Below are 13045 nucleotides of genomic sequence, written 5' to 3'. Positions count from 1 at the left end.
GCCGTCCGAACCCACCCCGCCCCTGAGGGCACCCCGGCCGAGAACCGGAGAAACCCCAGACATGATGAAGCGGCCAGACCTGTTCTAGGCGTCTGACCGCCGGTTAGCCTCGTCCCCCTGGCCGCTCGATTGTCCGGCCACCACGACCCACGTCAAGAGCGCTTCGCGTCCCTACGGGATCGAGCAAGCTCGACACTTGACGCGGCCCGCGCTGACCTGGGTTTGCAGCTATCAGGGGGACGGGGCAGGTGTGGACTGGAGTTAAACGAGTACTGCCACGCGCTCGCCTGCTGCGATCTGCTGACAAACCTCGCCGATAGTCATGTCGGAGTGCCAACCGCGGTCAGCCAAGCTCGGCCATGGGAGAGACTCGTTGGACGCCTCCGTAGCGAACTGAGTTGTCATGACCATCTCGTCAGCGACTGCAAGCGCGACCTGCACCGCGTCGCCTCTGCTGTCCATCTGCTCAGCGACCCAGCCCACCGTGTCACTCGCTATACAGCAGATATAGGTGACCTCTCCCATTGGGTTTTTCGCTGCCGTGTCTAGATCAGAGTGACGCTGGTCAGACTGCAGGACGGCAGCCATGCGCCATGCCAATTCCGTCCGCTCAGGCCGGTGCTTGTCGTCTGCGATACGCAGGATGTACTCGATACCTTCAGGTGACACGAAGCGTCGCTGCTCGTGACCGATGACCTGCCCCAACACACCTGCATCCCGTAGGGCTGCGTGGTAGTCGGCCTGGAACTCGGTCTTAGTTGGCCGGCCGAATGACCAGCCGGGAACCTGTGGGGAGGTCGCGCTTAGCCCGCTGTCGCCTTCCCAGGTCACAACTACGTGTGTTCTGTTCTGCTCAGCCACGCCGGGCAACCTCCTTCGCTTCCGTGAGAGTAAGACCCACGTCCCTCACCAGGATAGTCCGGATCATTGCAGCGCCGATCTCATCACCGTCATGCCAGGCAAAGATCAGCTTAGGTCGGCCCTCACTAACGAGCTTGCGGTGTGATCCCTTGGTGGAGGCCACGGTATAGCCGAGTTCGCGTTCGAGCAGCGTCCTGAACTTCCGTGCCTTCATAGCTGCGAAGCCGGGTGCTATCGGACTCACTTTGTCTCCACCGACCTCCGCTCAGGGGTACGGGACAGCTTGACCAACGCCCCCGCATTCTGGGGCCTTCCAGCAGCCCGATGGCTGAGCCTACGCCAGGTGAAGGCGCTGGCGGCCAGCTCATCAAGCCAGAGGATCGCGGCGTCGGCGGGGGCTGGAATCGGCGTGCGATTGGCGTGCGATTAGCTATGGCCAATCAGGGTCACTCAGGAGTACTCGGAGGCACTGGCCGATGGCCGGATTCACGCTTGGAGAAGGTGGTCAGGGGCGGTCTCGAACCGCCGACCTTCCGCTTTTCAGGCGGACGCTCTACCAGCTGAGCTACCTGACCGGGAGAGAAAATATGGCGGCGGTGTGTGGACACCCGCCGCCACTCTCCTGGCGACCCAGACGGGACTCGAACCCGCGACCTCCGCCGTGACAGGGCGGCACGCTAACCAACTGCGCTACTGGGCCAGATTGCTCGATGATGCTACACCATCTTGCGAGCCTTGCTGACATCGGTCTTTCGACCGTATCCCCAACGGGATTCGAACCCGCGTTACCGCCTTGAAAGGGCAGCGTCCTAGGCCACTAGACGATGGGGACTCGGACCGCGGGAGCCGAAGCTCCAGGGACGTCCGTAAGCATAGAGGACAGTTGCCGGAGGTCCAAAACGAGTTCCTGGGGAGGGGAATCGGGGTCGCCGGCGGGGTGAATCGTGGGGGCGAGGACTGAGCGGATGGTGGGGTTTGAGGGCACGGCGGAAGGGCGGAGGTGATGGGGCGGGCGGAGGGGAGCAGGTGAGGGGTGGAGCGGCCGGCGCCAGAGGAGGCGGAGGTGGGGTGGCGAGGGCGGGAGGTGAGGGGTAGAGCGGATGGGGAGCAGGTGAGGGGTTGAGCTGCGGGCGCCGGAGGAGACGGCGGTGGGGCGGGGAGGTGCTGCGATGCGCCGCCCGGGCTGCGATGGGGCCGCCGGTAGACGCTGTGGGCGCTTCCTGTTGAGCGCCTGGGGAGGCGTCCTGCGGGCGGGGACACGTGGTGCGCGGAGGGGTGAGGAAGGGTCGCGCGCACCACGTGTCGGTCAGGGGCCCGGTGGTTAGAGCGGCAGGCTCGGGCGGCGTCTGGTCCGCGCCGAGAAGATCCCGTAGTTGGGGCGAGCAGATCCCGCAGTTGGGCCTGACAGATCGCGTAGTTGGGCCGAGCAGATCGCGTGGTTGAACTGAGCAGATCGCGTGGTTGAACTGAGCAGATCGCCTAGTTGAACTGAGCAGATCGCGCAGTTGGGCCGAGCAGATCCCGCAGTGCCGATCTGCGCGGGCGTCTCGGTCTGGTCGTGGTTGGTTAGTTGGGGGCGTCGGGGGCGATCAGTTGGGGGTACTGGGCCTTGAAGAGGTCGAAGAAGGTCAGGGCCGGCAGGATGTGGCCCTGGGGGCGGGCGGAGTTGCCTACGTTGTACGCCCAGAGGGCGGAGCGCATGCGTTGGGTGGGGGTGCCGTGGTGGCCCTCTACCGTGAAGCCGCAGTCGCCGATTTGGTAGAACAGCTGGCTGAACAGCTGGACCCGCTTCCACTGCATCGCCGTGCCGCGGGCGTGGGTGAGGAAGTACGAGCTGAATGCGTCCGCGGACAGTTCGGCCCAGCGGGACGCCTCCGGTGCCGGCAGGTCGGTGCGCATCAGGTTGTCGGCGAACTGGATGTGGTGACCGAACTCATGCGCCAGGATCGCCTTCGGTGCCACGTCCCCGAGGCCGACCAGGTCGAAGCCCGCCATCACGCCGTCGCCGAACGCGATCCGCTTCGGCGTCTGGCCGATCCCGGGGAGGACCTCACCCGGTGCGGCGTACGCGTTGAAGGTGAACATCGGCAGGTCGCCGTACCCCATCGCCTCCGAGTTGAGTTGCTTGGCGACGAAGTCGGCCGAGACCCGGGACGGGGCGTCCGCCAGGCCGTAGACCTTGGTGAAGACGCGGTAGTTCAGCTCGGGGTCGAGCATCGCCCGGCCGTGCGCGGGTACCAGTTCGATGTCGCCGGAGGGGATGTCCCAGAAGTTCCTTAGGTCGCGGTAGGTGTGGGTGACCGCGTTCGTGTACTCACCGTGCGGGCCGTAGCTGAAAGGTCCGGTCTGCGGCAGGTACGCCGCGTCGATCAGCGCCATGTTGTAGATCAGCACATGCAGCGCCGCGAGCAGTTGCTCGAAGTTCCACTTCGCGGCGGGGGCCATGATGGCGGCCACCACCGGCGGTGTGGCGTTCGAGCACTCGTACTGCGTGGGGTCGATCGCGTTGATCAACGCCCGCTGCAGGGTGGTGTCGAGGCCGAGCTTCTCGCTGACCGCCTCGGCCCGCGCTCGCGCCTCGGGCAGGCGGTCCAGGAGGTACTGCGCTTCCGGCGACAGGTTGTCCGGTACTGCGAGCCGCGCGGCGCCCGTTGCGGCCGAAGCGGAGGTGACAACGGTCCCGGCCGAAGCGGAGCTGGCAACGGCCACCGCGGAGGCGGCCCCTGCCGAAGCGGAGGCGGCGGCGTGCGCCGGGGCGGCCGTGAAGCCGGTCGTGAGGGCGGCAACGGCGACGGCGGCCGCCCAGATCGTGCGCATTCTCATACGGATCTCTCCTGGGACGTGGGGGACGGAGGACCCGGTCGCCGGGACGCGACCGGTGGCCGTCAGTATCCGCAGGAGGTAGCGCCTACTACGAGGTAAGGCGATGTCAGAAACCGGCATGTCAGGAATCTGCCGGGCCGGGCCGGACCGGGCCGGCGCGTGCCGGGGAAGCCACCGTCCCTCAGCCGCGTGCTCACCAAGGGTGGAACGGCTCACTACGCTGGAGCGGTGATCGAGATGAGCCGGGCTGATTTCGAGGTGCTGGTGTCCGAGGCGCTGGACCAGGTACCGCCCGAACTGGTCGCGCTGATCGACAACGTGGCGATCTTCGTCGAGGACGACGCGCCGCCGAGCGATCCGCACCTGCTCGGCATCTACGAGGGCATCCCGCTGACCGAGCGCGGGCACTACTACGGCGGCGTGCTGCCGGATCGCATCACCGTCTACCGCAACCCGACGCTGAGCATCTGCGAGACGGTCGAGGACGTCATCGACGAGGTGAACATCACAGTGGTGCACGAGATCGCGCACCACTTCGGCATCGACGACGCCCGCCTGCACGAGCTCGGCTACGGCTGAGGAGCCGCAGCCACAGCCACGCCGCGGCGGCAAGCCCCAGCGAGCCAGTACTGCGTACTTCCGTCAGGAGCGCTTGAAGCGCAGCTTCCACGGCATCAGGGCCGACTCCAACTGCACCTTCAGGCTCATCTTCGACGCCCCCACCGTGCGCTCCTCGAACCGGATCGGCACCTCGGCGATCCGGAACCCCTTGCGCACCGCCCGGTAGTTCATCTCCACCTGGAACGAGTACCCGTTGCTCTGGATCGTGGCGACGTCGATCGCCCGCAGCGTGTCGGCCTTCCACGCCTTGAAGCCGGCCGTGGCGTCCTTGACGTGCAGCCGCAGGATCGTGTTCACGTAGATGTTCGCGAACGCCGACAGCAGCCGCCGGTGCCAGGCCCACTCCTCCGCCGCCGAACCACCCTCGACGTACCGCGAACCGATCACCACGGCCGCGTCCGTCGTTTGCAGCGTCTCGACCATGGTGGGGATCACTGTGGACGGATGGGACAAGTCAGCGTCCATCTGGATGATGATGTCGGCGTTCTCGTCCAGCGCGCGGCTGATCCCGGCGATGTAGGCGCGACCGAGGCCGTCCTTCGCGGTCCGGTGCAGGACCCCGACCGCCTCCGGTGCGGCCTTGGCCAGCCCGTCGGCGACGTCGCCGGTGCCGTCGGGGGAGTTGTCGTCGACGACCAGCATCTGCAGGCCCGGCAACTTCAGGTCGGACAGCAGCGCGGCCAGGACGGGCAGGTTCTCCCGCTCGTTGTAGGTCGGCACGACGACGATGATCTTGGCACTCTCACCCATGACATTCCTTCTTCGGGGGGACACAGGACGCTATCGCATCAACCGGCCGAAGCTCGCCTGGGTGACGTGATCCAAGATTGCAGTACGGACTACTCCCACGAAGGAGACACACAAGGTGAGCAAGGTCGCGGTGGTCGGGCTGGGCGTGATGGGTCGCGGAATGGCAGCCAACCTGCTGAAGAACGGGCACGAGGTGGTGGTCTGGAACCGGACCGCCTCGCGGGCCGAGGAGTTTGTCGCGGCCGGCGCCAAAGCAGCCCGTACTCCGGCCGAGGCCGCCGCGGGGGGCGAGGCGATCCCCGATCCGGCGAGTTTCGCGACGGCCTGGGCGTACAAGGACGTCGAGTACGCCGCCAGGCTCGGGGACAGCGCCGGCGTACCGGCGCACCCGATTCTGGACGGCGCCCGGGCCCTGCTCGCCCAGGCCGTCGCGGACGGACACGGTCAGGACGACTGGAGCGTCGTCAACAAGCCCTGAGTCAGCAACCTCTGGATCAGTAGGCGGCCGCCCACTGGTCCACGAGTTCGCTGATCAGGTGCAGCGCAACCAGGTGCATCTCCTGGATCCGCGCCGTCTCCTCGGCCGGTACGACGATCGCGAGGTCGGCCGCCGCGGCCAGGCCGATCCCGCGGGTCGAGGTGACAGCCACCGAGCAGGCCCCGGCCGACCTGGCCGCCGCCAGGCCACGAACCACGGTCGGGGAGGTGCCGGAGGTGCTGAACCCGATCACCATGTCCGCGGGCCGCGCCAGGGCCTGCACCTGGCGCGCGAACACCTCGTCATAGGAGTAGTCGTTGGCGATGCAACTGGTCACGGCCGCGTCGCCGACCAGGGCGACGGCGGGGAGCGGCCGTCGCTCCCGCAGGTACCGGCCGATCAGTTCACCGACCAGGTGCTGGGCGTCGGCAGCGGATCCGCCGTTGCCGTAGGTGTAGAGCACTCCGCCCGAGTCGAGTCGGCGGATGAGCTCGTCGGCGACCGCTTGAATCGCGTCTAGCTGGCTGTGCATCGCGAAGGCGACCTCGGCGTGCCGCTCGAGCTGCCTGGCGATGACCCGGTCTACGTGGAGTTGTGTCATGTGACCGGTCGTACGCCAGAAAGGTCACTTTCGGGGAGCGGGACCGGTGGAGCCGCGGACGACGAGGCGGGGTGCGACCCGGACGATTCGGCGCCGCGAGGGCAGTTCATCGCGGATTCGGGCCAGCAAAAGTTGCGCAGCGCTACGGCCCAGATCCACTGTGTGTTGATCGACGGTGGTTATGCCCGGTTGGACCAGTGACATCCACGGCACGTCGTCGTACGCGGCGAGGCTCATTTTGTTCGGTATCCGGAGTCTCCGGTGCTTCAATTCGGCCAGAGCGCCCTGGGCCAGGACGTTGTTCGCGGACAGGATCGCGGTCACGTCGTGCTCGTTCAGCAGTTCGCCGGTGCTCGTCCGGGCGGCTTCGGCGTCGAAGCTGGTGTAGACGATCAGGTCTTCGTCCAACTCCAGCCCGGCCTCCTCGTACGCCGCCCGGAACCCCGCCAGCCGGCCGGCCCCGGTCGACCACTTCGTCTCGTCGATCAGCAGGCCGATCCGCTCGTGCCCGAGCCCGAGCAGGTGCTCGGTCAACTCCTTCGCGCCGGCCTTGTTGTCGCTCAGTACTGCGTCGCCGCCGCGGCCGAGTTGCCGGTCCGCGCTGACGACGTGGATCCCGTTGTCCTGCAGCATCTTCGGGCAGGCGGCGGCGACCGGTGTCACGATCACCCCGGCCACCTGCATCGCCAGCAGCGTCTCCGCCGCGTGCATCTCCTCTTCCGGGTCGCCGTTGTCGTTCACCAGGATCATCTGGTGGCCCTCGAACCGCAGGACCTCCTCGATCCCGGCGGCCAGGTCGGCGTAGAAGGGGTTGCGCAGGTCGGAGATCAGTACGCCGATCGCCGTCGAGGTGCGGCTGCGCAGGTTGCGGGCCATGTGGTTCGGCACGTAGCCGAGCCGCTGGGCGGCCGCCTGGACGCGCTCACGGACCTCCGGCGAGGCGTATCCCCGGGTGTGCAGGGCCCGCGACACGGTCGACGGCGAAACGCCGGCCTCCCGGGCGACGTCCTGCACGGTCGGCCGACTCTGCTGTTTCCGGGAATCGACGCTCACACGCGTCATCGTAGGGCCCAGAGCAGTCAAGGCCGCGGACTTCGGGCGGTTCGGGCCGGTCAGGGCCAGTCAGGGCCGGTCTTGGCGCACCGCGTCCTGGACGGATGCGAAGATCTGGAACTCGCGGCCGAGGCCGGTGATGGTCAGCGGCCGGTCCACCGGACGGCCCACTCCGACCAGTGCGAGATCGATTCCATGTTGCCCGGCCAACTGCCGGGCCTCGACCAGGTTGCCCAGTCCGGCGGAGCTGCAGAACGTCACCGCGGACACGTCGATCAGCACCAGCCGGGCCGGCGGCGCGATCGCGGCCCGGATCGCCTCGGCGGCGAACTCGGTGGTCGCGATGTCGATCTCACCGGACAGCCGAACCACCAGCACACCGGACTCCAACTCCTCGGTGACGGCACCGAAGGTGGTCCGGATCATCTCCCCGTCGTGGGAATCGGGCTGGCTCGTCACGCTGTCTCTCCCCCGGGTGCCGCCACGAACGCCGGTCGGTCCTGGCATGGTGGAAGACAGCCCTGGAGTAACCGTATGCCCCACAACCGAACGCCACAACGGTTCTCTTCGCAGCGATCTCGGAGCGTGACCAACGCGCTGTGACGGCCGTCGCCCTGGGCAACCAGAGCGCCGCCGATTCACCTAAGCGTTTACCAGAACGCGGCGTTCGGCACTCTGTTGCTGAACCTGCTGATCAAGCATCATGAGGGCGCGGTGACGATGAGCGACAGCTGCTCGAGGAGGGTCTGATGGGAGTCCTGGACGGCAAGGGTGCGCTGGTCACCGGTGGCTCGCGTGGGATCGGCGCGGCGATCGTCCGCCGGCTCGCGGCCGACGGTGCCGCCGTCACCTTCACCTATGCGAAGAACGAGCAGGCGGCTGACGAGGTGGTCGACGCCGTGAAGACCGCCGGCGGCCAGGCGGTCGCAGTACGGGCTGATCAGGCTGATCTGGCCGCGCTGGAGCAGGTCTTCGAGCTCGCGGCGCAGCCGGCCGGCGGGCTCGACATCCTGGTCTGCAACGCGGCGGCCGCGATGGTGACCCCGATCGCCGACGTCACCGAAGCGGCGTACGACGAACTGATGGCGGCGAACGTGAAGGGCCCGTTCTTCGCCCTGCAGAAAGCCGGCTCCGTACTGCGGGACGGCGGCCGGGTGATCAACCTCTCGACGCTGAACACCGCGCTGCCGGGTCCCGGCATCTCCCTCTACGCGGCGAGCAAGGCGGCGCTCGAGCAGTTCGCGGCCGTCGCGGCGCGGGAGTTCGGACCGCGCGGCATCACCGTGAACTGCGTGTCGCCGGGCGCGACCAACACCGACATGTTCCGCGACTCCAACCCGCCGGACGTGGCCGGCCTGCTGATCGGGATGACCGCGCTCGGCCGGGTCGGGGAGCCGGCCGACGTCGCGGACGTGGTCGCGTTCCTGGCCGGACCGGACGGCCGGTGGATCACCGGGCAGAACCTGCGGGCCACCGGAGGGCTGCTGATCTGAGTACAGTCGACGAACTGCTCGGGTCGATCGACGACGCGGCGGACCCCGCGGTCGCCGAGGCGCTGACGCGGTACTTCCAGGTCAAGCCCGGTGGCTACGGCTTCGGCGACCAGATCATCGGCCTGAAGCTTTCCACCATCCGCGCCCTGCTGAAGCCCTACCTGCGTGCGGACCTGCCGCTGAGCGCACTCGAGAAGGCCCTAGCGAGTCCCGTTCACGAGCACCGCCTAGCAATCCTCTGCCTGCTTGCCGACCGAGCCTCCCGCGCCTCGAAACCCCGTACTGCGAACCCGTCCGAGCTGGCCGCGATCTACGACCTCTACCTGCGCAACACGGAGTACGTGAACAACTGGGACCTCGTCGACTGCAGCGCCGCCGAGATCGTCGGCGGCTATCTCCTCGACAAGCCCCGCACGGTCCTGCGCGAACTGGTGGTCTCGCCTTCGCTCTGGGAGCGCCGCATCGCGCTGGTATCCACCCACCGGCTGATCCGGGCCGGCGAATCCGCCGACATCTACGCCCTGTCCGCGCTGGTGTTGTCCGACCCCGAGGACCTTATTCACAAGGCTTCCGGCTGGATGCTCCGAGAAGCCGGCAAACGTGTCTCGGAAGCTGAACTTCTTGCTTTCCTCGACAACCACGCTCCCGCGATGCCCCGCACCATGCTCCGGTACGCCATCGAACGCCTGCCTGCCGAGACGCGGAAGTACTACCTCGCCAAGCGGTAGATCGGATCCAGAGGAAGCCGAGAGCTACACAATCAGCGACCAACCCAGTACTCTCCGGTAGAACTGAAGGTTACTCAGCTTTCTGATCGCCGAGGAGTTGCCATGCGTCGCCGCCCCCGCACGCTCGCCGCCCTGCTCGCTCTCGCGCTCGCCGCCACCGGAGCGACGGCCGGCGTCAATCAGGCGCAGGCCGAGATCGACCGCCAAGCGCAAGTCGACGCGACGCAGTACCTGGTCGGTCGAGGGATCTCCGACGTCACCGGCCCGGCCGCCGAGAACGGCATGATGGGCTACTCGAAGTTCGGCCAGAACACCACCGGCATCCACCAGCGGCTCCGGTCCCGCGCCTTCGTCACCGTCGACCAGTCGACCGGCCGGCGCGTCGCCTACGTGAATGCCGATCTCGGGATGATCTTCCAGGCCCAGCGCGACGCCGTCCTGGCCAAGCTGCAGGCCCGGTACGGCGACCTCTACACCGAGCGAAACTTGTTGCTCTCGGCAACACACACGCATTCCGGCCCGGGCGGCCAGTCGCACAACCTGGCCTACAACCTGTCCATCCTCGGCTTCCAGAAGCAGGCCTTCGACGCCACCGTGGACGGGATCGTCGAGTCGATCGCCGAGGCCCACCAGAACCTTGCCCCCGGCACCATCAGCCTCGGCCGCTCCACTCTCACCAACGCCAGCGTCAACCGGTCCCGGGTCGCCTTCGAGCAGAACCCGGCGGCGGACCAGGCGGCCTTCCCGCAGGCGATCGACCCGGCAGTGACCGTACTGCGGTTCCAGCAGGGCGGCAGCGACATCGGCGCGATCAGTTGGTTCGCCACCCACGCGACCTCGATCACCAACGAGAACACGCTGATCAGCCCGGACAACAAGGGCTACGCGGCCTACCGCTGGGAGCATGACGAGAAGGGCGTTCGCTATCTCGACGAGAGCCAGGGTTTCGTTGCCGCGTTCCCCAACACCAACGCCGGCGACATGTCACCCAACCTCAACCTGAAGCCCGGATCCGGGCCGACCGAGGACCCCGTCACCAACAGCCGGATCCTCGGCGAGCGGCAGCAGACCGCCGCCGAGGAGGCCTACAACGGCCCGCGGGCAACGATCACCGGAAGCATCGACGCCCGGATGCGCTTTGTCGACATGTCGGCTGTTCAGGTGGACGGCCGCTACACGCCCGACGGACAGCCGCACCGGACCTGCCCGGGCGTCGTCGGCGTCTCGACCCTGGCGGGCAGCGTCGAGGACGGCCCGGGGATCGCGATCATCCCCGAGGGTGTGACGAATCCGTTCTTCGAGCTGCTCAAGCCGTTCAAGGTGGACGTGCCGCCGTGGCTGATCAGCTGCCAGTCGCCGAAGCTCGCCGCGGTGCCGACCGGTTTGCTGCAGGCGACACCCGACGTCGTGCCGATCCAGCTGGTGAAGCTCGGCCAGTTCCACCTGGTCGCGGTACCGGGCGAGGTGACGATCGTGGCCGGCCTGCGACTTCGCCGTACGGTCGCCGCCGAGCTCGGGGTGCCGTTGGAGAACGTGCTGATCCAGGGCTACGCGAACGCGTACAGCCAGTACGTGACGACGCCCGAGGAATACCAGCTCCAGCAGTACGAAGGCGGCTCCACCTTGTTCGGGAAGTACACGCTGCCGGCGTACCAGCAGGAGTTCGCCGGACTCGCACGCGCTCTGAAAGCCGGTACTCCGGTCGCCGCCGGGACACATCCGCCGAAGCCCGCGACGGCCGAGTTGAACCTGCAGACGGGTGTCGTGTTCGACAGCCCGCCGCCGTTCAAGAAGTTCGGCCAGGTGCTGGCGGACGCGGCGCCGTCGTACCAGCTGGGCGCGACCGTGTCGGTCTCGTTCGTCACCGGACATCCGAAGAACAACCTGCGCCGCAACGGCACATTCCTCGAAGTACAGCAGCTGGTCTCGGGTCAGTGGCAACGAGTCGCGGACGACGGAGACTGGACGACGACCTACCGCTGGGAGCGCACCGGCATCGCCGATTCGAAGGCGACTGTCACCTGGAAGGCGACGGCGACGGGGACCTACCGGATCGTCCACCACGGCGATGCGAAGGCGCTGAACGGCACGATCACACCGTTCACCGGGACGTCGCGGACCTTCACCGTGGCGTAGTACTGGGGGTGTTCGCCAGCGGCGGCGCCTCCAGCGAGCAGTGCCGGTGATGCAGTTGCGGTTCACGCTCGACGGGCTCTTGCTCGACGGGCTTGCGCTCGGCGAGCGTGAACCAGGCAATGACCGCACCAGCCGCGGCCAGAGCGGCCGAGATCCACATGGCCATCTGGAAGCCGTCGCTGAAGGCGTCCGGGTCCCGGTAGGAATCGCCGGTGATCCCCGCGGCGAGCGGGATCGCGGCGACCGCCATCAACTGGGCGGACCGGGCGATGGCGTTGTTCACGCCGGAAGCGACACCCGCGTGGTGATCCTCGACGGAGGAGAGCACGGTGGCCGTAAGGGGTGCGACCGTGCACACCAGCCCGATCCCCAGCACCACGACCGACGGCAGGACGGCGGTGAAGTAGCCGGCGCCCGGCTTGACCATCATCATCAGCAGGAAGCCGCCCGCCATGAACAGCGGACCGATCGTCATCGGGATGCGCGCGCCGATCCGCTCGGACAGGCTGCCCGCGTAGCCGGACAGGGTCAGCATCAGGATCGTCATCGGCAGCAGCGCGGCGCCCGCGGTGAGGGCTTCGTAGCCGAGCGCGGTCTGCAGGTAGACGACCAGCAGGAAGGTGGCGGTGCCCAGTGCGCCGTACACGACGACGGTGACCAGGTTGGCGCCGGTGAAGCGCAGGTTGGCGAAGATCCCGGGCGGCAGCATCGGGTGCGAACTGCGGCGCTCGATCTCCACGAAGGCGGCCAGCCCGATCACTCCGATGGCCAGCGCGGTCAGTACGACGGCATCGCCGAAACCGCGTTCGCCGGCGTGGATCAGGCCGAAGGTCAGACCGGCCAGGCCGATCGTGGCCAGCGCGGCGCCGGCGACGTCGAGCTTGCCGGTCGAGGTCTCGTCGCGGCTCTCCGGGACGTGCCTCAGGGTGACGAGCACGGTGACGGCCGCGAGCGGCAGGTTGAGCAGGAAGATCCACCGCCAGGAGCCGCTGTCCACCAGCCAGCCCCCGACGAACGGGCCGATCGCCGCGGCGACCGAGGTGAGTCCTGACCAGGCGCCGACCGCTTTGCCCCGGTCGGAGTGCCGGAAGCTGGTCTGCAGGATCGCCAGACTGCCCGGTGTCAGCAGCGCGCCGCCGATGCCTTGCAGGACGCGGCCCGCGATCATCACCTCGAGGTTCGGCGCCACCGCGCAGACGAGCGAGGCGATCGCGAACCAGATCACCCCGGCCACGAAGGTCCGCCGCCGGCCGAGCCGGTCACCGAGCGATCCGCTGAGCAGGATCAGCGAGGCCAGCATCAGCATGTAGCCGTTGATGATCCACTGGAGACCGGCGATGTCGGCGTTCAGGTCCTGGCCCATCGAGGGCAGCGCGACGTTGACCACCGTGCCGTCCAGGAAGGCCATCCCGGACCCCAGCGCCGTGGCGGCCAGCACCCACCGCGCCCGGGCCGTACCGAAAGCGATCCGCTCCTCAGACTGCGCGTCGACCATGCGCAC

The 13045-nt window shown here is 67.8% G+C and carries 13 protein-coding genes and 3 tRNA genes; 5 read left to right on the top strand and 11 right to left on the bottom strand.

All coding sequences use genetic code 11. From position 1 onward, the window contains the following. Positions 1-261: 261 nt before the first annotated feature. The 6 genes from ABD255_RS24630 to ABD255_RS24605 form a co-directional block, all read right to left on the bottom strand. Positions 262-861: a hypothetical protein gene (locus ABD255_RS24630; protein WP_344217853.1), complete on the bottom strand. Its 600-nt coding sequence runs from the start codon at positions 859-861 to the stop codon at positions 262-264. Then, on the bottom strand, positions 854-1105 hold the full coding sequence (locus ABD255_RS24625; protein WP_344217851.1) for a type II toxin-antitoxin system HicA family toxin: 252 nt from the start codon (positions 1103-1105) through the stop codon (positions 854-856). Before ABD255_RS24625 ends, ABD255_RS24630 begins: the two co-directional genes overlap by 8 nt. 258 nt (positions 1106-1363) lie before the next feature. Further along, positions 1364-1436: transfer RNA gene (locus tag ABD255_RS24620), tRNA-Phe, on the bottom strand. A gap of 48 nt (positions 1437-1484) precedes the next feature. Further along, positions 1485-1561: transfer RNA gene (locus tag ABD255_RS24615), tRNA-Asp, on the bottom strand. Positions 1562-1620: 59 nt separating this feature from the next. Next, positions 1621-1693: transfer RNA gene (locus ABD255_RS24610), tRNA-Glu, on the bottom strand. A 734-nt stretch (positions 1694-2427) separates the two neighbouring features. After that, positions 2428-3684, bottom strand: a complete 1257-nt coding sequence (locus ABD255_RS24605; protein ID WP_344217849.1) for a hypothetical protein — start codon at positions 3682-3684, stop codon at positions 2428-2430. Between the two features lie 237 nt (positions 3685-3921). On the opposite strand from ABD255_RS24605, the gene ABD255_RS24600 reads away from it, so the two are divergent. Further along, positions 3922-4263: a metallopeptidase family protein gene (locus tag ABD255_RS24600; RefSeq protein ID WP_344217895.1), complete on the top strand. Its 342-nt coding sequence runs from the start codon at positions 3922-3924 to the stop codon at positions 4261-4263. 63 nt (positions 4264-4326) lie between these two features. On the opposite strand, the gene ABD255_RS24595 is transcribed toward ABD255_RS24600, so the two are convergent. Beyond that, a complete protein-coding gene (locus tag ABD255_RS24595; protein WP_344217847.1) occupies positions 4327-5055 on the bottom strand; it encodes a polyprenol monophosphomannose synthase in 729 nt (242 codons plus the stop codon). Positions 5056-5170: 115 nt separating this feature from the next. Between ABD255_RS24595 and ABD255_RS24590 the strand changes: the two genes are divergently transcribed. Beyond that, positions 5171-5533 (top strand): NAD(P)-binding domain-containing protein, encoded by a 363-nt coding sequence (locus tag ABD255_RS24590; protein ID WP_344217845.1) that lies wholly within the window; start codon positions 5171-5173, stop codon positions 5531-5533. 16 nt (positions 5534-5549) lie between these two features. On the opposite strand, the gene ABD255_RS24585 is transcribed toward ABD255_RS24590, so the two are convergent. The 3 genes from ABD255_RS24585 to ABD255_RS24575 form a co-directional block, all read right to left on the bottom strand. Next, on the bottom strand, positions 5550-6134 hold the full coding sequence (locus tag ABD255_RS24585; RefSeq protein ID WP_344217843.1) for a D-sedoheptulose-7-phosphate isomerase: 585 nt from the start codon (positions 6132-6134) through the stop codon (positions 5550-5552). Positions 6135-6158: 24 nt separating this feature from the next. After that, positions 6159-7187: a LacI family DNA-binding transcriptional regulator gene (locus tag ABD255_RS24580; RefSeq protein WP_344217842.1), complete on the bottom strand. Its 1029-nt coding sequence runs from the start codon at positions 7185-7187 to the stop codon at positions 6159-6161. A 69-nt stretch (positions 7188-7256) separates the two neighbouring features. Continuing rightward, on the bottom strand, positions 7257-7646 hold the full coding sequence (locus tag ABD255_RS24575) for an STAS domain-containing protein (protein WP_344217840.1): 390 nt from the start codon (positions 7644-7646) through the stop codon (positions 7257-7259). Between the two features lie 290 nt (positions 7647-7936). On the opposite strand from ABD255_RS24575, the gene ABD255_RS24570 reads away from it, so the two are divergent. The 3 genes from ABD255_RS24570 (at position 7937) to ABD255_RS24560 (ending at position 11544) form a co-directional block, all read left to right on the top strand. Continuing rightward, positions 7937-8680 carry an SDR family oxidoreductase gene (locus ABD255_RS24570; protein ID WP_344217838.1) on the top strand — a complete coding sequence of 248 codons (744 nt, stop codon included), beginning with the start codon at positions 7937-7939 and terminating at the stop codon, positions 8678-8680. Beyond that, positions 8632-9408, top strand: a complete 777-nt coding sequence (locus ABD255_RS24565; protein WP_344217836.1) for a DNA alkylation repair protein — start codon at positions 8632-8634, stop codon at positions 9406-9408. Before ABD255_RS24570 ends, ABD255_RS24565 begins: the two co-directional genes overlap by 49 nt. A 102-nt stretch (positions 9409-9510) precedes the next feature. Then, the gene (locus ABD255_RS24560; RefSeq protein WP_344217834.1) at positions 9511-11544 is read left to right on the top strand and encodes a neutral/alkaline ceramidase; all 2034 of its coding nucleotides are present in this window, start codon (positions 9511-9513) and stop codon (positions 11542-11544) included. On the opposite strand, the gene ABD255_RS24555 is transcribed toward ABD255_RS24560, so the two are convergent. Next, entirely contained in the window at positions 11531-13039 is a 1509-nt protein-coding gene (locus ABD255_RS24555; RefSeq protein WP_344217832.1) for a DHA2 family efflux MFS transporter permease subunit, read from the bottom strand. The genes ABD255_RS24560 and ABD255_RS24555 overlap by 14 nt on opposite strands. Positions 13040-13045 lie beyond the last annotated feature (6 nt).

It is taken from the genome of Kribbella sancticallisti (assembly GCF_039530625.1).
GTDB lineage: Bacteria > Actinomycetota > Actinomycetes > Propionibacteriales > Kribbellaceae > Kribbella > Kribbella sancticallisti.
This window is presented reverse-complemented; position numbering and strand designations above follow the sequence as displayed.

Bases quoted from the DNA above. Each gene is read 5' to 3' on its own strand.
- ABD255_RS24570 (WP_344217838.1), top strand. From the start codon at position 7,937: ATGGGAGTCCTGGACGGCAAGGGTGCGCTGGTCACCGGTGGCTCGCGT.
- ABD255_RS24585 (WP_344217843.1), bottom strand. From the start codon at position 6,134: ATGACACAACTCCACGTAGACCGGGTCATCGCCAGGCAGCTCGAGCGG.
- ABD255_RS24605 (WP_344217849.1), bottom strand. From the start codon at position 3,684: ATGAGAATGCGCACGATCTGGGCGGCCGCCGTCGCCGTTGCCGCCCTC.
- ABD255_RS24595 (WP_344217847.1), bottom strand. From the start codon at position 5,055: ATGGGTGAGAGTGCCAAGATCATCGTCGTCGTGCCGACCTACAACGAG.
- ABD255_RS24560 (WP_344217834.1), top strand. From the start codon at position 9,511: ATGCGTCGCCGCCCCCGCACGCTCGCCGCCCTGCTCGCTCTCGCGCTC.
- ABD255_RS24600 (WP_344217895.1), top strand. From the start codon at position 3,922: ATGAGCCGGGCTGATTTCGAGGTGCTGGTGTCCGAGGCGCTGGACCAG.
- ABD255_RS24555 (WP_344217832.1), bottom strand. From the start codon at position 13,039: ATGGTCGACGCGCAGTCTGAGGAGCGGATCGCTTTCGGTACGGCCCGG.